The organism is Providencia sp. PROV175 (assembly GCF_032707045.1).
Lineage (GTDB): Bacteria > Pseudomonadota > Gammaproteobacteria > Enterobacterales > Enterobacteriaceae > Providencia > Providencia hangzhouensis.
This window is the reverse complement of sequence record NZ_CP120533.1, coordinates 423,780-441,018: the sequence shown is the minus strand read 5'-3', so window position 1 is coordinate 441,018 and position 17,239 is coordinate 423,780. Positions and strand designations below refer to the sequence as shown.

At 42.9% G+C, this 17,239-nt stretch carries 17 protein-coding genes and 1 riboswitch; of the genes, 10 read left to right on the top strand and 7 right to left on the bottom strand.

Features of this window, described 5'->3' with window-relative positions:
• Window positions 1-80: 80 nt before the first annotated feature.
• Window positions 81-239: a hypothetical protein gene (locus P3L44_RS01950; RefSeq protein WP_164454916.1), complete on the bottom strand. Its 159-nt coding sequence runs from the start codon at window positions 237-239 to the stop codon at window positions 81-83.
• Between the two features lie 301 nt (window positions 240-540).
• Between P3L44_RS01950 and purH the strand changes: the two genes are divergently transcribed.
• Both purH and purD read left to right on the top strand, forming a co-directional pair.
• Window positions 541-2,130: a bifunctional phosphoribosylaminoimidazolecarboxamide formyltransferase/IMP cyclohydrolase gene (gene purH / locus P3L44_RS01945; RefSeq protein WP_272662816.1), complete on the top strand. Its 1,590-nt coding sequence runs from the start codon at window positions 541-543 to the stop codon at window positions 2,128-2,130.
• Window positions 2,131-2,147: 17 nt separating this feature from the next.
• The gene (gene purD, locus P3L44_RS01940; protein WP_272662817.1) at window positions 2,148-3,431 is read left to right on the top strand and encodes a phosphoribosylamine--glycine ligase; all 1,284 of its coding nucleotides are present in this window, start codon (window positions 2,148-2,150) and stop codon (window positions 3,429-3,431) included.
• Between the two features lie 341 nt (window positions 3,432-3,772).
• On the opposite strand, the gene P3L44_RS01935 is transcribed toward purD, so the two are convergent.
• From P3L44_RS01935 to nudC, 6 genes are all read right to left on the bottom strand, one after another.
• Window positions 3,773-4,417 carry a DUF1481 domain-containing protein gene (locus tag P3L44_RS01935; RefSeq protein ID WP_306803984.1) on the bottom strand — a complete coding sequence of 215 codons (645 nt, stop codon included), beginning with the start codon at window positions 4,415-4,417 and terminating at the stop codon, window positions 3,773-3,775.
• A gap of 71 nt (window positions 4,418-4,488) precedes the next feature.
• Window positions 4,489-4,761 carry an HU family DNA-binding protein gene (locus P3L44_RS01930; RefSeq protein ID WP_004264522.1) on the bottom strand — a complete coding sequence of 91 codons (273 nt, stop codon included), beginning with the start codon at window positions 4,759-4,761 and terminating at the stop codon, window positions 4,489-4,491.
• A gap of 199 nt (window positions 4,762-4,960) precedes the next feature.
• Complete coding sequence (locus P3L44_RS01925) at window positions 4,961-5,548, bottom strand: YjaG family protein (protein WP_272662818.1); 588 nt, start codon at window positions 5,546-5,548, stop codon at window positions 4,961-4,963.
• 74 nt (window positions 5,549-5,622) lie between these two features.
• Complete coding sequence (gene nfi / locus P3L44_RS01920) at window positions 5,623-6,294, bottom strand: deoxyribonuclease V (RefSeq protein ID WP_140172917.1); 672 nt, start codon at window positions 6,292-6,294, stop codon at window positions 5,623-5,625.
• Between the two features lie 109 nt (window positions 6,295-6,403).
• Window positions 6,404-7,468: a uroporphyrinogen decarboxylase gene (hemE, locus tag P3L44_RS01915; RefSeq protein ID WP_125895123.1), complete on the bottom strand. Its 1,065-nt coding sequence runs from the start codon at window positions 7,466-7,468 to the stop codon at window positions 6,404-6,406.
• Between the two features lie 92 nt (window positions 7,469-7,560).
• Complete coding sequence (nudC, locus tag P3L44_RS01910; protein ID WP_140172906.1) at window positions 7,561-8,352, bottom strand: NAD(+) diphosphatase; 792 nt, start codon at window positions 8,350-8,352, stop codon at window positions 7,561-7,563.
• A gap of 249 nt (window positions 8,353-8,601) precedes the next feature.
• Here nudC and P3L44_RS01905 point away from each other — a divergent pair, with 249 nt between their 5' ends.
• The 8 genes from P3L44_RS01905 to thiE all read left to right on the top strand — a co-directional run bounded on the left by P3L44_RS01905 (window position 8,602) and on the right by thiE (window position 17,187).
• The gene (locus P3L44_RS01905) at window positions 8,602-9,654 is read left to right on the top strand and encodes an ABC transporter substrate-binding protein (protein ID WP_140172907.1); all 1,053 of its coding nucleotides are present in this window, start codon (window positions 8,602-8,604) and stop codon (window positions 9,652-9,654) included.
• 28 nt (window positions 9,655-9,682) lie between these two features.
• A complete protein-coding gene (locus P3L44_RS01900) occupies window positions 9,683-10,498 on the top strand; it encodes an alkaline phosphatase family protein (protein ID WP_272662819.1) in 816 nt (271 codons plus the stop codon).
• Window positions 10,498-11,400, top strand: a complete 903-nt coding sequence (locus P3L44_RS01895; RefSeq protein WP_140172908.1) for an ABC transporter permease — start codon at window positions 10,498-10,500, stop codon at window positions 11,398-11,400. The genes P3L44_RS01900 and P3L44_RS01895 overlap by 1 nt, the downstream gene beginning before the upstream one ends.
• Window positions 11,390-12,220 (top strand): ABC transporter permease, encoded by an 831-nt coding sequence (locus P3L44_RS01890; protein ID WP_140172909.1) that lies wholly within the window; start codon window positions 11,390-11,392, stop codon window positions 12,218-12,220. The genes P3L44_RS01895 and P3L44_RS01890 overlap by 11 nt, the downstream gene beginning before the upstream one ends.
• Complete coding sequence (locus P3L44_RS01885; protein ID WP_140172918.1) at window positions 12,220-13,236, top strand: ABC transporter ATP-binding protein; 1,017 nt, start codon at window positions 12,220-12,222, stop codon at window positions 13,234-13,236. Before P3L44_RS01890 ends, P3L44_RS01885 begins: the two co-directional genes overlap by 1 nt.
• 18 nt (window positions 13,237-13,254) lie before the next feature.
• Window positions 13,255-13,917, top strand: coding sequence for an HAD family hydrolase (locus P3L44_RS01880; RefSeq protein ID WP_140172910.1), 663 nt, complete (start codon window positions 13,255-13,257; stop codon window positions 13,915-13,917).
• Window positions 13,918-14,291: 374 nt separating this feature from the next.
• Window positions 14,292-14,403, top strand: a riboswitch (TPP riboswitch).
• A 143-nt stretch (window positions 14,404-14,546) separates the two neighbouring features.
• Entirely contained in the window at window positions 14,547-16,520 is a 1,974-nt protein-coding gene (gene thiC, locus P3L44_RS01875) for a phosphomethylpyrimidine synthase ThiC (RefSeq protein ID WP_136135115.1), read from the top strand.
• The gene (gene thiE, locus P3L44_RS01870; RefSeq protein ID WP_153674192.1) at window positions 16,504-17,187 is read left to right on the top strand and encodes a thiamine phosphate synthase; all 684 of its coding nucleotides are present in this window, start codon (window positions 16,504-16,506) and stop codon (window positions 17,185-17,187) included. The genes thiC and thiE overlap by 17 nt, the downstream gene beginning before the upstream one ends.
• The last annotated feature ends 52 nt before the right edge of the window (window positions 17,188-17,239 follow it).

The window sequence follows — 17,239 nt, the reverse complement described above, 5'->3', positions numbered from 1 at the left end:
CGTTGCAGCTTTTCTTTATGAAAACCAACCTTTCGGTCGTTGCTGCGAGGAGGCGTATATTACGTTTTCCTCCGTGAGAGTCAAGCAATTTTTTGCTTTTTCTTTTCAGAATCTCTCGCTGCCGTTTCAGTGTTCATCGCGCTTTGCGTTGTCTTGTTCCCGGTCAGTGGATGCGCATTATAGGGAGTCAGAAAAATCTGGCAACCCCTTTTTTGCATTTTTTTATTCAACTGCTGCATTACACAGCAAAACCCCTACTTATACCGACTTATACACGAAGTTATCCACAACATGAAAATAATTTAAAAATTATCGCGCATTACGCAAACGTTTGCGTTACAATTGGCTCGAAATTTCGGCATTGATTTTGTTTTTATGTTCTGAAATTGTTAGTGACTTATATATTGTTATAGGGAAAGCTGGCCAATTCCGCTTTGCTTTCATCAATAGATATAATAGGTATATAAGAAAAGCTCTTTGAGTTTTTACTGACTGATATTCGTTATTGCCTTATTTATTCAAATCCAAGGGATCTATCTCATGCAACTGCTTCGTCCTATTCGTCGTGCCCTGCTTAGTGTGTCTGATAAAACAGGGGTTGTTGAATTCGCTAAGGCGTTATCTCAACGTGGTGTTGAGCTTCTATCTACTGGCGGTACTGCAAAGTTACTTGCTGAGTCAGGACTAAACGTAACTGAAGTTTCAGATTACACTGGGTTTCCTGAAATGATGGATGGTCGAGTGAAAACATTGCACCCGAAAGTGCATGGCGGAATTTTAGGTCGTCGCGGTACGGATGATGCCATTATGCAACAGTATGATATTGCCCCTATCGATATGGTCGTTGTTAATCTGTACCCTTTTGCCCAAACAGTGGCAAAACCAAATTGCACTCTTGAAGATGCTGTAGAAAATATTGATATCGGCGGCCCAACCATGGTGCGCTCCGCGGCTAAAAATCATAAAGATGTAGCAATTGTGGTGAATAGTAATGACTATCAAACCATCATTGATGAGATGGATAACCACGAAAACTCGCTAAATTGGTCAACTCGGTTTGACCTCGCAATAAAAGCTTTCGAACACACAGCTGCTTATGACAGCATGATTGCGAATTACTTTGGTGAATTAGTTGCCCCTTATTATGGTGATACGACCCAACCTTCTGGCCGTTTCCCTCGCACCTTGAATTTAAATTTTATAAAAAAACAAGACATGCGTTATGGAGAGAACAGCCACCAAGATGCTGCTTTTTATATAGAAGAAAACCCAAAAGAAGCTTCTATTGCAACTGCACAACAAATTCAAGGTAAAGCCCTGTCTTATAATAATATCGCTGATACCGATGCGGCTCTTGAGTGTGTTAAATCATTCGAAGAACCTGCTTGTGTAATTGTCAAACATGCTAACCCTTGTGGTGTCGCTATCGGTGATTCTATTCATACAGCTTATGATAACGCATTCAAAACTGACCCAACGTCTGCTTTTGGTGGCATTATCGCGTTTAACCGTCAATTAGATAAAGAAACCGCTCAAGCGATCATTGACCGCCAATTTGTAGAAGTCATTATCGCGCCTTCTGTTGCTAAAGATGCACTACCTATTCTTGAGACTAAACAAAACGTTCGCGTACTTGAATGTGGCGAATGGAGCAAACCAGTTACAGGATTAGACTTTAAACGTGTGAATGGTGGTTTATTGGTACAAGACCGTGACTTAGGTATGGTTGAAAAGGAAGCGCTACGTGTAGTCACAAACCGCCAACCAACTGAACGCGAGCTAAAAGATGCGTTATTCTGTTGGAAAGTCGCAAAATTTGTGAAATCCAATGCTATCGTTTATGCCAAAAATGATATGACTATCGGTATTGGCGCAGGGCAAATGAGCCGTGTGTACTCTGCAAAAATTGCAGGTATTAAAGCCGCAGATGAAGGCTTAGAAGTCGCTGGCTGTGCAATGGCCTCAGATGCCTTTTTCCCATTCCGCGATGGTATTGATGCCGCAGCTGCTGTTGGAGTAACTTGTGTGATCCAACCAGGTGGTTCTATCCGCGATGAAGAAGTGATTGCTGCTGCAAATGAACATGGTATTGCAATGCTTTTCACTAATATGCGTCATTTCCGTCACTAATTATTAGGAGCCTAGTAATGAATATTTTGATTATTGGTGGCGGTGGCCGTGAACATGCCTTAGCGTGGAAAGCGGCTCAATCCCCTTTAGCAGATAAAGTGTATGTTGCCCCGGGCAATGCAGGCACAGTATTAGAACCATCCCTTGAGAACGTTAATATTTCTGCAACCGATATTGATGGGCTGCTTCAATTCGCCAAAGATAAGCAAATTGGTTTAACTATTGTCGGCCCTGAAGCACCATTGGTTATTGGTGTAGTCGATGCGTTTAAGGCTGCTGGCTTAACTATTTTTGGTCCAACCAAAGGTGCTGCTCAGCTTGAAGGCTCTAAAGCATTTACTAAGGACTTTTTAGCTCGCCATCATATTCCTACCGCGGCCTATGAAAATTTTACTGAGATTGAACCTGCTTTAGCTTACTTAGATAAAGTCGGTGCGCCAATCGTGATCAAAGCAGATGGCCTTGCAGCGGGAAAAGGTGTTATCGTAGCCATGACTCTGCAAGAAGCAAAAGAAGCTGTTCATGACATGTTAGCGGGGAATGCCTTTGGTGATGCAGGACATCGTATCGTGATCGAAGAGTTTCTTGATGGTGAAGAAGCAAGTTTTATCGTTATGGTAGATGGTGAAAATGTCATTCCAATGGCGACTAGCCAAGATCACAAACGTGTTGGTGATGGTGATACTGGCCTAAATACTGGTGGAATGGGCGCTTACTCCCCAGCGCCTGTTGTGACAGATGAAATACATAAACGCGTAATGGAACAAGTCATTTACCCTACAGTTAAAGGTATGGACCAAGAAGGAAACCGCTATCAAGGCTTCTTATACGCTGGATTAATGATTGATAAAGCAGGTAACCCAAAAGTTATCGAGTTTAACTGCCGTTTTGGTGATCCTGAAACTCAACCTATCATGATGCGCTTGCAATCAGATTTAGTTGCTTTATGTTTAGCGGGGGCGAAAGGTGAGCTGGCAGGTAAAGATTCATTATGGGATGAGCGCCCTGCTTTAGGGGTAGTAATTGCTGCGGGTGGTTACCCAGGTGACTACCACAATGGCGATGTAATTTCAGGTTTACCAACCACCGAAGCGGCTGATAGCAAAGTTTTCCATGCGGGTACTCGCATGAAAGATGGAGAAGTCGTGACTGCCGGTGGTCGCGTCCTATGCGTAACAGCATTAGGTAATGATATCGCTAAAGCGCAAGCCAAAGCTTATGAAGTGGCAAAAACCATTCACTGGAATGATAGCTTCTACCGCAACGACATCGGTTACCGCGCTATTGCTCGCATAAAATAATACAAAGCACCAAACCATTTACTGAGCTGATAAGAGGAAACTTTTATCAGCTTTTTTATTGTTGTTTGTACTATCAAACAAGCACTCTAAGGATTTCTGTTCGTAGCTAGACGGCAAGGTGACTAGGCTAAGTCACCGCGGCCAACAATGCTGAAGGTCGAAAGGCTACGAGTTGACGAGCAAAAATATCGGCTCTAAGTATTTCAATTCAGAGCTAGGCGGCAAACGAAGATATCTTAGGGAGCATACATAAGTATGTGACCTAAGTAGCTGAGAGCAGCCAACAACGCTATGGATTGAAAGACGACGAGCGGTGGGTCGAAAGACGACGAGCGGAGATATTACAACGAATCTTTAGAAGGTTGCCAGCGGCAAAAATCCGTGTCAGCCACCATCAAAAGCTGATTCCCCTCAGAAGATTCCAACCACGCTAAATTTAGCTGGGAATGCCACACTTTCGCACGGCTCTGTAACCAATTTTCAGCATAGGGCTCAAAAGTCACTTCGCGTACATCACCTTCACAAGTCGTCACTTTACCTTGTTGCCAGCGACCTTGATAAAGTTTGACGCCGCCAACAATAAGTGCGGTGTTTGTCTCGAGTATACGTTCAGCTTCAAAGCGCCAACGCGTAATTTCATCCGTTGAAAGAGGTGTTTTATAGCCGTCTTGAGTACGCTGCATAAAAATAACCTCATTATTTTTATCGAAGCGTAATTGTTCGGTGATATCACCGTTTTTTTGATTCAAGATTTGGCTGCGAATTTGCCACAGATTGCCTGAACGATATTCAAAGAAATTAACGGAAGTGTCTGTACCTTTATAGGGGCTATAAACCACCATTAAGACCAGAGGCTGGCTTTTTGCATCATTAAGTCGCCACATACGAATGACGCCATCATCGGCAATAAAACCACTTGCACTAAACTCAGGGAGCTTTGGTGCATTAGAAGAACAGGCGCTTAGCATTGAGATAGTTCCCAACACCAGCAACCCTTTTTGAATAAACAAAAGGGGTAGTTTTTTACCCCCTCTGGTGATTCGGCTGTACAATGTTCTTATTTTACAGCTTCTTTCAGTGCTTTACCGGCAGAGAAAGCAGGCACAGTTGTAGCAGGAATCTGGATTTCTGCTTTAGTTTGTGGGTTACGACCAGTACGCGCAGCACGATGGCTAACTTTAAAAGTACCGAAACCGACCAGTTGGACTTGTTCGCCTTTTTTCAGCGTTTCAGAAATAGCATTCAGAGTAGATTCTAATGCTGCTTTTGCCTGAACTTTGGTCAGGTCCGCTGATTCTGCGATAGCATCAACTAATTCAGTCTTATTCATAAATTATCCTTACACAGTGTGTTTATCGTTTGCAAAGCATCGAGTGCGTCGGATATGCCAAATTGACAGCCCCTGATACACGCCCCCGATAGCCACTTCTTCTCGCCCCTAAATGTAGACCAGAGTAGGGGCAAATGTGAAGTCTTAGTACTCAGCATTACTGCGTCAAGTCACGTTTTCGATAATGAAAATGCAAAAATCAGCTTAAAGTAATACCTATATTGCTCACCCCCGCTTCGCGTAGGTCAGATTTTAATCCTTTAATTAACTCTAAGTCGCGCTCTTCACAAGCTGCCAGTAACCGGAAAATGTCCCACTGGATATCCCATTCCTCTTCAACGGCCGGGATTTCTTTGAGTTCTTCTTCTGTCATTTCCCGCCCTGCTTGAGTCATTTCGAGCATGGCAACCGTACGAATGGATGCTTCGCTAACCAATATTGCGTGCTCAAGGGTTTCACCACTCAATTTCGAATGGATAATTTCACCTAACGCAATACAGGCATCAATAGCTGGATACACACCATACACATCGAAATCATCCGCTGATGGGATAATTTCTTCTAATTTTTCTAACTGACTGTCGAAATTGACTTTGCTATCTTTAATGACCAAAGTTTCCCAAACTAAATCAAGGATGGAACGATAAACTTTTGCATCGGCAAATTCAGTTTGCAGACAAAACATCTGAAAGTTGGGATACATTCTTTCACATAAGCTTGCCATGAAAGTCGTGTGTTGCCAGCTTTCTAATTTTTCCAACCTCAAATGAATGGGATTTCTTAACATAATTTCTGACTCATCAATCTTAATACTTCGCAGTTTACCTGAAAATCTGTCAATGCCACATATTTTGCTGATAATTAGCTGATTTTCTCATTCATTCGCTTAAAAAACGTTCGATTTGATGCAATTCCGTCAGCAAAACGCGTCGGTTCTGGCAACCGATAACCTTTTAGACACTGCTTTACCCACTCTAAGGAAGAGGAAAAACCTACTTTATGACCAGGTGAAACATATAATGGTTTGCAGCGTTTTTTGCTCCGCAATACCCAACCGAGTTGATTTTCACCTGCCATTAATGGCTGAACACTTTCGGGTTCTTCACTTAACTCAAACGCATCACCACATAAACGGCTTTTTGCAACGCCAATTGTAGCTATATTAGCTTGTAACCCAAAATGGCAGGCAACACCAAAGCGCCGTGGATGTGCAATCCCTTGTCCATCCACGAGTACTAATTCAGGCTTATTTTGTATTTTTTCCCACGCCGCCATTAACCCAGGGACTTCACGAAAAGAAAGTAACCCCGGTATATAAGGCAATTGAGTCGGTATTCGTGCTATTTGATACTCAACAAGTTCTAACTGTGGCCAAGATAATACAGCTACCACTGCACGCGTAATAGCGCCTTGCTGTTCAAAGCCCACATCCGCTCCACCAATCAGTTTGAGTGGTGGAAGTTCATCATGCAAAATGATTTTTGAAGCTTGGCTAGTTTGTTCTGTTCGTAACCGTTGGGTATCTAAAACCATCATGCGTCCATTGCTTATGAGATTTAATTATTCTTAATCATAGATGATAATGGTGTACTTACAAGATCCTATAAATACACCATAAATCAAGAACATCAATAAATGATAATTATTGATGATATTGGCGGGATAAACGGTGAACAGCATCCACAAATGCACCAGCATGCTCAGGCGGAACATCCTGATGGATACCATGGCCTAAATTGAATACATGCCCTTCACCTTGACCGAAGCCCGATAGAATATTTTGTACTTCTTCTTCTATACGCGCAGGTGGTGCGTACAACATGGATGGGTCCATATTTCCTTGCAGGGCAACTTTATCACCAACACGACGACGAGCATCGGCAATTTCAGTCGTCCAATCAAGGCCTAATGCATCACAACCCGTTGCTGCCATTTCTTCTAACCACTGACCGCCACCTTTAGTGAATAAGGTCACAGGCACACGGCGACCATCATTTTCACGAATTAAGCCATCAATAATTTTATGCATATAATTCAGTGAAAACTGTAAATAATCACGCTTAGTTAATACGCCACCCCATGTATCAAAAATCATCACAGACTGTGCACCAGCACGAATTTGCGCATTCAAGTATAAAATGACGCTATCTGCCAGTTTATCCAATAACAAATGCAATGAATTCGGATCTTCGTACATCATCTTTTTGATTTTGGTGAAGGCTTTGCTACTGCCGCCTTCCACCATATAAGTCGCCAGAGTCCACGGACTACCAGAGAAACCAATGAGTGGCACATTACCGTTAAGGGCTTTGCGTATGGCACGAACGGCGTCCATCACATAACCAAGTTCCATTTCAGGATCAGGGATAGGGATATTTTTTACATCCGTTGCGCTCATAATCGGTTTATGGAAACGGGGGCCTTCTCCCGTTTCAAAATATAGCCCAAGCCCCATTGCATCAGGGATGGTAAGAATATCAGAAAATAAAATTGCAGCGTCTAATGGAAAACGACGTAATGGCTGCAATGTTACTTCACAAGCCAATTCGGTGTTTTTGCACAGAGCAATAAAATCACCAGCTTCCGCGCGTGTTGCTTTATATTCAGGCAGGTAACGCCCTGCTTGACGCATCATCCATACAGGGGTCACATCTACAGGCTGACGTAGCAAAGCACGTAGATAGCGGTCATTTTTTAACTCAGTCATTATTTACTCCATTATTATAAGTGGCCGCCGCAAGTGGCTAAGAGCGAAGTTCATTATTGTATCATGTTAATGATAACAATATCAGCGCTGTGCTATTCGCCCGTTTCATATTCACTTTGACGACACAATGCGACCGTATCTTCAATCAAGCGCCTAGCTATGGTGTCCGCGGGTGGGATCAAAGGCAGTTCATTGTAATGATACCAATTTGCGCTCACCAACTCCTTCGGGTCTACTTTAATATCACCACTCTCATAATCCGCGAGAAAGCCCATCATTAAAGAATGAGGAAAAGGCCATGGCTGTGAAGATACGTAGCGAATATTTTTCACTTTTATATTGCTCTCTTCCATGACTTCGCGCATAACAGCCTCTTCTAGTGTTTCACCCACTTCAACAAAGCCCGCTAATACGGTAAATAATGGATTTTGCGAATGGCGCCGGTGCTGAGCTAATAGAATATGGTCATCACGGCGGATCCCCACGATAATGCAAGGGGCGATCTGCGGGTAATAACGCTCATGACAATGATCACACAAACATGCCCACTCTGTTTCACTATGGCGCATTGCGGTACCGCAATAGCCACAATAGCGGTGAGAGCGATAGAATTCTGCTAATTGCACACCTCGCCCAGCGAGGCGAAATAAGCCTTCATCTTGCGTAGCAACAATACGGGGAGAAGCCATATCTGATGGCATTTTTTCGGCTATCAACCAGACGATTTCCCCTTGCCACTCACCAATGGGTGTTGCTGTTTTTCCTTCTAACAAATAGTCCTTTGCCATACCTCGAGGAATGTCTCCATGAGGTAACCACAAACGCCCGGAAAAACAGATAAACCACCAACCACTTTCTGTTCCTGATAATCTTAACTTATTCATTTTTCACGTCTTTTGTCAGTTTTTATTGTCGATAAAATAAATCTATTAATGACACAATATACTTTTTTGACACAAAGTCATTCAAACGTTTGTTTCATTGTTTTTCTTTAGCAATTTTGACACTTTTTAGACGTTCCATTCCATAAAATGTCTAAAAACTGTCATAAAAGGATCAACTAACTGTCACGTCTTAAAATTAGGATGCTAAGTAACCAATACGGTTCACCGTTCTTCAAAAGTGAGAAAATAATGAAAACTATCGTTCCTGCGATTTTACTATCATTGACCGCATCCAGTGTGACATTAGCTGCCGAGACTAATTTAACAGAATTAATCAATGCAGCGAAAAAAGAAGGACAAGTTTACAGCGTTGGGATGCCTGATACTTGGGCGAATTGGAAAGGAACTTGGCAAGACTTAGCGACACAATATGGGTTGAAACATCAAGACACCGATATGAGCTCCGCCCAAGAAATTGCCAAATTTGCTGCTGAAAAAAATAATGCGACAGCAGATATTGGTGATGTCGGTGCTTCTTTTGGGCCTGTTGCCGTGCTAAAAGGAGTAACTCAGCCTTATAAACCAACAACTTGGTCACAAATTCCTGATTGGGCAAAAGACAAAGATGGCCATTGGGCTTTAGCCTATACGGGGTCTATCGCTTTTATGATCAATAATGATTTAGTAAAAGATGCACCGAAAAGCTGGGATGACCTACTCAAAGGGAAATATAAAGTCACCGTTGGGGATGTTGGAATCGCTGCACAAGCCAATAATGCTGTACTGGCCGCCGCATTTGCCCGTGGTGGAGACGAAAATAACCTAAAGCCTGCCATTGAATTTTTTGCTGAACTCGCCAAACAAAAACGCCTATCCGTTAATGACCCAACTGTCGCAAATATCGAAAAAGGTGAAGTCGAAGTTGGCATCTTATGGGACTTTAACGCACTGAATTACCGTGACCAGATCAATCGCGATCGCTTTACGGTTGTGATCCCATCTGACGGTTCTGTCATTTCAGGTTACACCACAATCATCAATAAATTTGCCAAAAACCCAAATGCAGCAAAATTAGCTCGTGAATTTATTTTCAGTGACAAAGGCCAATTAAACCTTGCTGAAGGCTACGCTCGGCCAATTCGTGCACAATATCTAACATTACCTGACGATATTAAAGCCAAATTATTACCAGAAGAACAATATAAAAATGTTCAGCCAATTAAAAATGCAGATGGCTGGGAAAAATCGTCTCGTAATCTCCCTAAAATGTGGCAACAGCAAGTTTTGATCCACCAGCAGTAATTTAATGAATTGATTTTAGGAAAAATTAATGTCTGAAAAAGTCATACTTGTTGTCCTAGACGGTTTAAGTTATTCAGTAGCCCATCATTGTATGGGCTATCTCAACGGCTTAGTCAAAGCCGACAGCGCAACATGTTACCAATTAGAGTGTGAGCTTCCTTCGATGTCTCGTCCTTTATATGAATGCATACTAACAGGCGTTCCTCCGGTCAAAAGCGGTATTGTGAATAACCAAATTGTCCGTTTATCCCATTTTGACAGCATATTTTCTCTCGCGCGCCTTGCCGGCAAAACGACCGCTGCCGCTGCTTATTATTGGGTGAGTGAACTGTATAACCGGGCACCTTTTGTTGCCTTACGAGACCGTTTCACCCACGATGATTCACTCGCTATCCAACACGGCTGCTTTTATCAAGCAGACCATTACCCTGATGACCATTTATTTGTCGATGCGGAATATTTACGGACTCAATTTAACCCTGATTTTTTATTGATCCACCCTATGAACATAGATGATACAGGGCATAAGTTTGGCTTTGATTCCCCACAATACCGTAATGCAGCACGCCATGCAGATATCATCCTGTCGAATTATATTCCTACATGGATTGAGCAAGGTTATCAAATCCTGATCACTAGTGATCATGGGATGAATAATGATCGTAGCCACGGCGGGACACTTCCTGAAGAGTGTTTAGTCCCATTATTTGTCGTCGGTTCGCAATTTTCTCATCAACCCTGCGATATTGAGCAAACCGCAATTTGTGGAACCATTTGTCGTTTACTTGGTGCCAACTCTCTCGATAAACCTGTTTGTGATGCGCTATTACGAGGAGGTTTGTAATGGCTGATATCCCTGCTCCCTGTGAACAGACATACCAACAACAGGGAAAAACTGCCATGTTGAAAAAACGCTTTGCTCGTTTTCACTGGCGAGCCGCACTGCTACTTTTGCCATTCTTTGTGTTGTTTAGTCTATTCCAAATCGCCCCAATGATTTGGGTGCTCATTAATAGCTTTATCTACGAAGAAACATGGTCATTCGGTAACTATCTTGAAGTATTCAATAATGATTTTTACTTGCAAGCGTTTGAAAACACGTTATGGCTTTCCGTTATTTGTAGTGTGATTGGCTTATTGATTTCCAGTATCACGGCATTTTCCATTTATAAAATGCAAGGGAAAATTCGCCGAATAATGATTTCCTTCACCACCATGGCCAGCAATTTCAGCGGGGTTCCCCTTGCTTTCGCATTCATTATTATTTTGGGCTTCAATGGGGCGATTACCTTACAACTCAAATCATGGGGGATTATCGAAGATTTTAATATATACAGCGCCAGCGGCTTAATGCTGCTATATGTGTATTTTCAGATCCCATTAGGTGTGTTGTTGCTCTACCCCGCCTTTGACGCACTAAAACCGGAGTGGGAAGACGCAGCGAAAACGATGGGTGCAAGTAAGCTAACCTATTGGTTGAAAGTCGCTATTCCAGTGCTTTCTCCTGCTTTACTTGGCACTTTTATTATCCTAATTGCGAATGCAATGGGCGCATACGCCAGTACTTATGCGTTAACGAGTGGTAATTACAACCTTGTGACTATCCGAATTGCCAGTTTAGTTTCCGGTGATTTATTTCTCGAGCCGAATATGGCTGCTGCGTTATCAATGCTACTTATCGCTATCTTAGCTTTTATAACTTCCATCCATCATTGGTTAATCAAGCGGAGCTACCATGCAAAATAATAATGCGATTAGCCCAGCCATAACCAATGGCAATAAATCCTCTGGGTTATGGCTTCATAAATTAGTACTAATCTGTGTTGCTAGCTTATTAGCGCTACCGATTATCGCCACATTTTTGTATTCCATCGCCAGCTCTTGGGGGGCCACTGTGCTACCTGATGCCTTGTCGATTAAATGGTATCTACAATTGTGGCAAGACCCGCGTTTTCTCATGGCATTTGGTCGTTCATTAATAATTTGCTTTGGTACGTTACTGGTTAGCACATTAATTATTTTACCCATGACGTTTGCGGTATTTTATCGGTTCCCCAAACTCAAAGGGATGATGGATTTACTCATTATTTTGCCTTTTGCGATCCCGCCTGTGGTCTCATCGGTGGGCTTGCTGCAAATATTTGCTGATGAACCATTCATGTTAGTTGGCACACCTTGGATCCTGATTGGTACCTATTTCACCATCACGTTACCTTTTATGTATCGTGCGCTTGCGAATAGCTTCCAAGGCATTAATTTGCAAGACTTAATGGATGCTGCACATTTACTCGGTGCCAGTACATTCCAAGCCTTCATGATGATTGTGTTACCGAATATTCGCAAAGGTATGTTGGTTTCATTATTAATTTCATTTTCATTTTTAATGGGTGAATTTGTGTTTGCCAATATCCTTGTGGGAACACGTTATGAAACTTTGCAAATCTATCTTTTCAATATGCGACAAACCAGCGGACACTTCACTTCTGCCCTGGTGATGTCTTATTTTCTATTTACCTTATTGCTGACGTGGTTAGCAATGCGATTAAATCGTTCAGGAGATGAATGATGAGTTATGTTATTGCAGAGAATTTAGCCAAATCTTTTGGCACTAATCAGGTATTTGCTGATATTCAATTTACTATCGAAAAAGGTGAATTTATTACCCTACTAGGGCCAAGTGGTTGCGGAAAGTCTACCTTATTACGCTGTATTGCAGGGCTTGAACAACTTAATCATGGTGAACTTTATATTAATCGCCAGAATGTAACCCACCAAGCCGCGCAACAACGCGGAGTGGGTATGGTGTTCCAAAGTTATGCTTTATTTCCCAATATGACTGTGGTTGACAATATCGCGTTTGGTTTAAAAATGCGTAAAATTGATAGCCAAGCCAGATCTAAAGCAGTCGCTGAAGTGATTGAATTAGTTGAATTACAAGGAAAAGAACAACAATTCCCCCATCAACTATCAGGGGGACAACGCCAACGAGTAGCACTCGCAAGAGCATTAGTGATGAAACCGCAAATTTTGTTACTTGATGAGCCGCTTTCCGCTCTTGATGCACGGATTCGCAAGCACTTACGCCAGCAAATTCGCCAAATTCAACGTGAATTAGGCTTAACCACCATTTTTGTTACTCATGATCAAGATGAAGCGATGATCATGTCCGATAGGATCTTTTTGATGAATAAAGGGCAGATCGTGCAAAGTGATACGGCAGAGAATATTTATACCCAACCAGCAACAGAATTTGTCGCTCGGTTTATGGGCCATTACAACCTTGTTGATTCCGAAAAGGCCAATACGATGTTAGGCCTTAATTTACAAGGTACACTTGCTATCCGCCCTGAGTCTATATATGTCAAAGAAGCGGGGCGCCAATACGGTAGCCATATTTCTCACCCTGTTGATGCCGTGATATTGGACCATCAGTTGCTTGGCAATATTATTCGTTATAGTGTGAATACCCCTGCAGGTGATATGACGGTGGATTTACTTAACCGCTCATCTGAGCGTTTATTTGAACCTGGAACTCGCCTTGAACTTATGTTTAATAAAAATGAAATTCGCACACTTAGTTAATAAGTAGATAGGAATATAATGCAAAACCGACTGGCCATTTTTGACTTAGATGATACGTTAATTCAAGGTGATAGCAGTGTATTGTGGACACAATATCTGTGGGATAAGCAAATCATTAGCGACCCACAATTTGTGGAGGCAGATAAAGCCATGATGGCGCAGTATAATGCAGGCACTTTGGATATGCCGACTTACCTGCATTTTAACCTACAAACCCTCGCCAATGTAAAAGCTGAGCAAGTGGATATCTGGTTGGATGATTTCGTACAAAACGTGATTTTACCGCGAGTCTACCCTGACGCCATTAGAACGATCGCAAATTATCGAGCTAAAAGGATCCCAATTATTGTGATCTCCGCAACCGTTTCATTTATTGTGAAAAAAATTGCTGCGAAACTAGGTGCGGATGTCGCGATGGGGATCGATATCAAACAACAAGATGGTTGCTACACCACAGAGATCGACGGCATTCCAACCTTTAAAGAAGGTAAAGTCAAACGCCTATTAGCTTGGGTCCGTCACCAACCGATCACTGACGCCTATGTGTATTTCTACACCGACTCCGCCAACGATCTCCCGATGTGCCAATTTGCCGATGAAGTATTTATTATCAACGGTGACCAACGCCTAACGCAAGCCGCACTCGAACACAATTGGCCGCAATATACTTGGGGTTTGTAAGCCCAATTTTAATTTCAAACTTGATTTTAATTTTGGTTTTAACTAACTAATCTTTTCAAAGGTTCCTCTAAATTATTCGTGCTAGAGGAAGGAGATAAATAGAATTATCCCGATGAGCATACATAAGTATGTGATTCGGGTAAATCTATGAAATCGACGCACCTATCGCACGAAGAATAACGAGGAAGCACTTATCCCTTGAAAAATAACAAGGAAATAACCTTATTCCATTTTACTTTCCTCTAAATTATTCAAGTGAGAAGAAGGCGGCAAATGAGGATATCCCAAGGAGCATACATAAGTATGTGACTTGGGTAGCCGAGAGCAGCCAACGCACTTATCGCTTGAAGAATAACGAGGAAAGCTTATACTGAAACCTCTTGTCGGAGTGCCTAGCATGCAACGCATCAGGCTGAGACCGTTAATTCGGGATCCGCGGAACCTGATCGGGTTAATACCCGCGAAGGGAACAAGAGTAATCACTCAGCGTCATTTCACCCCATTACATTTGGTGAAAAATTCAGCGCAAGACTTTTTATTACTCCTCCGAACTCCTGACAAGCAACTTTCTTTCGATAAACCCGCTACACATAAAACTGTGATAGCCGTGACAATGTCAGGAAATTGCTATGTCCAATAATACAGAACAAAATATCATCCCTACTGCTGATTTATCGCCACAAGCAGCACCCGCTCGTACCCGTAAAGCTCAACGTGATGCCGCTGAAAATTTTATTAATACCGTTTCTGGCGTTTCGTTTCCTAATTCACAGCGTATTTATTTACAAGGTTCTAGAGACGATATCCAAGTCCCGATGCGAGAAATCCAACTCTCTCAAACCTTGATTGGTGGCGATAAAGATAACCCTCAATTTGAAGATAACGAACCTGTTCCTATCTATGATACATCTGGCCCTTACGGCGACCCAGTTTCTGAATTGAATGTCCATAAAGGCCTTAAAAAAATTCGTGCGCCATGGATAAGTGAACGAGCTGATACCGTACCTGTCGAAAATTTAAGTTCCGATTTTACCCAGCAACGCCTTGCTGATGCAGGTCTTGATCATCTGCGCTTTAACAACCGCCCCCACCCATTAAAAGCCCAAACTAACAAGTGTGTTACTCAATTACACTATGCACGTAAAGGCATCGTAACCCCTGAAATGGAGTTTATTGCAATCCGCGAAAATATGGGGCGTGAACGTATTCGTGGCGAAGTTTTATTGCAACAACACCCAGGCCAAGGCTTTGGCGCAAATTTACCGGAGAATATTACCCCTGAATTTGTTCGCCAAGAAGTGGCGGCGGGTCGTGCCATTATCCCAGCCAATATCAACCATCCCGAATCAGAACCAATGATTATTGGCCGTAATTTCTTGGTTAAGGTTAATGCTAATATTGGTAATTCATCGGTCACCTCATCTATTGAAGAAGAAGTCGAAAAACTGATTTGGTCAACACGTTGGGGGGCGGATACCGTCATGGATTTATCCACTGGCCGTTATATTCACGAAACTCGCGAATGGATTTTACGTAACAGCCCAGTGCCTATTGGTACGGTTCCGATTTACCAAGCGCTCGAAAAAGTAAACGGTGTCGCCGAAAATCTCACGTGGGAAATGTTCCGTGACACATTATTAGAACAAGCAGAGCAAGGCGTCGATTACTTCACTATCCATGCCGGCGTATTACTACGCTATGTACCGATGACCGCCAAGCGCCTAACAGGGATCGTCTCTCGCGGTGGCTCCATCATGGCCAAATGGTGCTTGTCTCATCACCAAGAAAACTTCCTGTATGAGCACTTCCGTGAAATCTGTGAAATTTGTGCCGCTTACGACGTTTCCTTGTCATTAGGGGATGGCCTGCGCCCAGGCTCAATCCAAGACGCCAACGATGAAGCACAATTTGCCGAATTACATACCCTTGGTGAGTTAACCAAAATTGCGTGGGAATATGATGTCCAAGTCATGATCGAAGGCCCTGGCCACGTACCAATGCAAATGATCCGCCGTAATATGACGGAAGAATTGGAACATTGCCACGAAGCGCCATTCTATACCTTAGGCCCACTCACAACCGATATTGCTCCGGGTTATGACCACTTTACTTCTGGTATTGGTGCCGCCATGATCGGCTGGTTTGGCTGTGCAATGTTATGCTATGTCACCCCGAAAGAACACTTGGGATTGCCGAATAAAGACGATGTTAAGCAAGGGCTGATCACTTATAAGATTGCAGCCCACGCCGCTGACCTTGCTAAAGGGCACCCTGGTGCACAGATCCGTGATAACGCCATGTCCAAAGCCCGTTTTGAATTTCGCTGGGAAGACCAATTTAACTTGGCATTAGACCCTGAAACTGCTCGCAAATATCACGATGAAACCTTACCACAAGCCTCTGGGAAAATTGCCCATTTCTGTTCTATGTGCGGACCGAAATTCTGTTCAATGAAGATTTCCCAAGAAGTTCGTGACTACGCGGCACAAAAAGAAGCCGGTATGGAACAGATGTCAGAAGCCTTCCGTGCTCATGGCAGCGAGCTCTACCATGGTGCTGAAATTGTGAACGCAGAGGTGGATGAAAATGCCAAAATTGCCTAGTGCTATATCTATTCCAAATACTATATCTATCCCAAATAGTCCTTTTCCTGCGACCGAACAACGCCTTGGGCTTTACCCCGTTGTGGATTCCGTTGAATGGATTGAACGCTTGCTTAATGCAGGTGTTTCCACCATCCAATTACGCATCAAAGACAAACCTGATGCCGATGTTCGTGATGATATTCAACAAGCGATTGCGCTAGGAAAAAAACATAACGCACGTTTATTTATTAATGATTACTGGCGCTTAGCGGTCGAGTTGGGTGCTTATGGCGTACATTTGGGCCAAGAAGATTTGGAAACTACCGATTTATTAGCAATCCACCAAGCGGGCTTACGGTTAGGAATATCAACGCACGATGAGCACGAACTGGCTATCGCGAAATCCGTGCGTCCTTCTTACATTGCTATGGGGCATATCTTTCCAACACAAACGAAAGAAATGCCTTCTTCGCCTCAGGGTTTAGAAACGCTTAAAGCCATGGTGGAAGCAACGCCTGATTACCCAACTGTCGCCATTGGTGGAATTTCTATTGATAAAGTCCCTGCAGTGCTAGCAACTGGGGTAGGTAGTGTTGCGCTGGTCAGTGCGATTACCAAAGCCGATGATTGGCGCGCTGCAACAGAAACGTTGTTGGATTTAATTGAGCGAAATACTGCCAACTAGCCAATTTTTAATCACATAACTCGCCCTGCTTTATCATCATAAAACAGGGTGA

What these genes read in the sequence shown, in the direction of transcription:
- P3L44_RS01890 (WP_140172909.1), top strand. Translation starts at nt 11,390, where the DNA reads ATGCAAAATAATAATGCGATTAGCCCAGCCATAACCAATGGCAATAAA.
- thiC (WP_136135115.1), top strand. Translation starts at nt 14,547, where the DNA reads ATGTCCAATAATACAGAACAAAATATCATCCCTACTGCTGATTTATCG.
- P3L44_RS01905 (WP_140172907.1), top strand. Translation starts at nt 8,602, where the DNA reads ATGAAAACTATCGTTCCTGCGATTTTACTATCATTGACCGCATCCAGT.
- hemE (WP_125895123.1), bottom strand. Translation starts at nt 7,468, where the DNA reads ATGACTGAGTTAAAAAATGACCGCTATCTACGTGCTTTGCTACGTCAG.
- P3L44_RS01885 (WP_140172918.1), top strand. Translation starts at nt 12,220, where the DNA reads ATGAGTTATGTTATTGCAGAGAATTTAGCCAAATCTTTTGGCACTAAT.
- P3L44_RS01900 (WP_272662819.1), top strand. Translation starts at nt 9,683, where the DNA reads ATGTCTGAAAAAGTCATACTTGTTGTCCTAGACGGTTTAAGTTATTCA.
- nudC (WP_140172906.1), bottom strand. Translation starts at nt 8,352, where the DNA reads ATGAATAAGTTAAGATTATCAGGAACAGAAAGTGGTTGGTGGTTTATC.
- purD (WP_272662817.1), top strand. Translation starts at nt 2,148, where the DNA reads ATGAATATTTTGATTATTGGTGGCGGTGGCCGTGAACATGCCTTAGCG.
- P3L44_RS01950 (WP_164454916.1), bottom strand. Translation starts at nt 239, where the DNA reads ATGCAGCAGTTGAATAAAAAAATGCAAAAAAGGGGTTGCCAGATTTTT.
- nfi (WP_140172917.1), bottom strand. Translation starts at nt 6,294, where the DNA reads ATGGTTTTAGATACCCAACGGTTACGAACAGAACAAACTAGCCAAGCT.
- purH (WP_272662816.1), top strand. Translation starts at nt 541, where the DNA reads ATGCAACTGCTTCGTCCTATTCGTCGTGCCCTGCTTAGTGTGTCTGAT.
- thiE (WP_153674192.1), top strand. Translation starts at nt 16,504, where the DNA reads ATGCCAAAATTGCCTAGTGCTATATCTATTCCAAATACTATATCTATC.
- P3L44_RS01925 (WP_272662818.1), bottom strand. Translation starts at nt 5,548, where the DNA reads ATGTTAAGAAATCCCATTCATTTGAGGTTGGAAAAATTAGAAAGCTGG.
- P3L44_RS01930 (WP_004264522.1), bottom strand. Translation starts at nt 4,761, where the DNA reads ATGAATAAGACTGAATTAGTTGATGCTATCGCAGAATCAGCGGACCTG.
- P3L44_RS01880 (WP_140172910.1), top strand. Translation starts at nt 13,255, where the DNA reads ATGCAAAACCGACTGGCCATTTTTGACTTAGATGATACGTTAATTCAA.
- P3L44_RS01895 (WP_140172908.1), top strand. Translation starts at nt 10,498, where the DNA reads ATGGCTGATATCCCTGCTCCCTGTGAACAGACATACCAACAACAGGGA.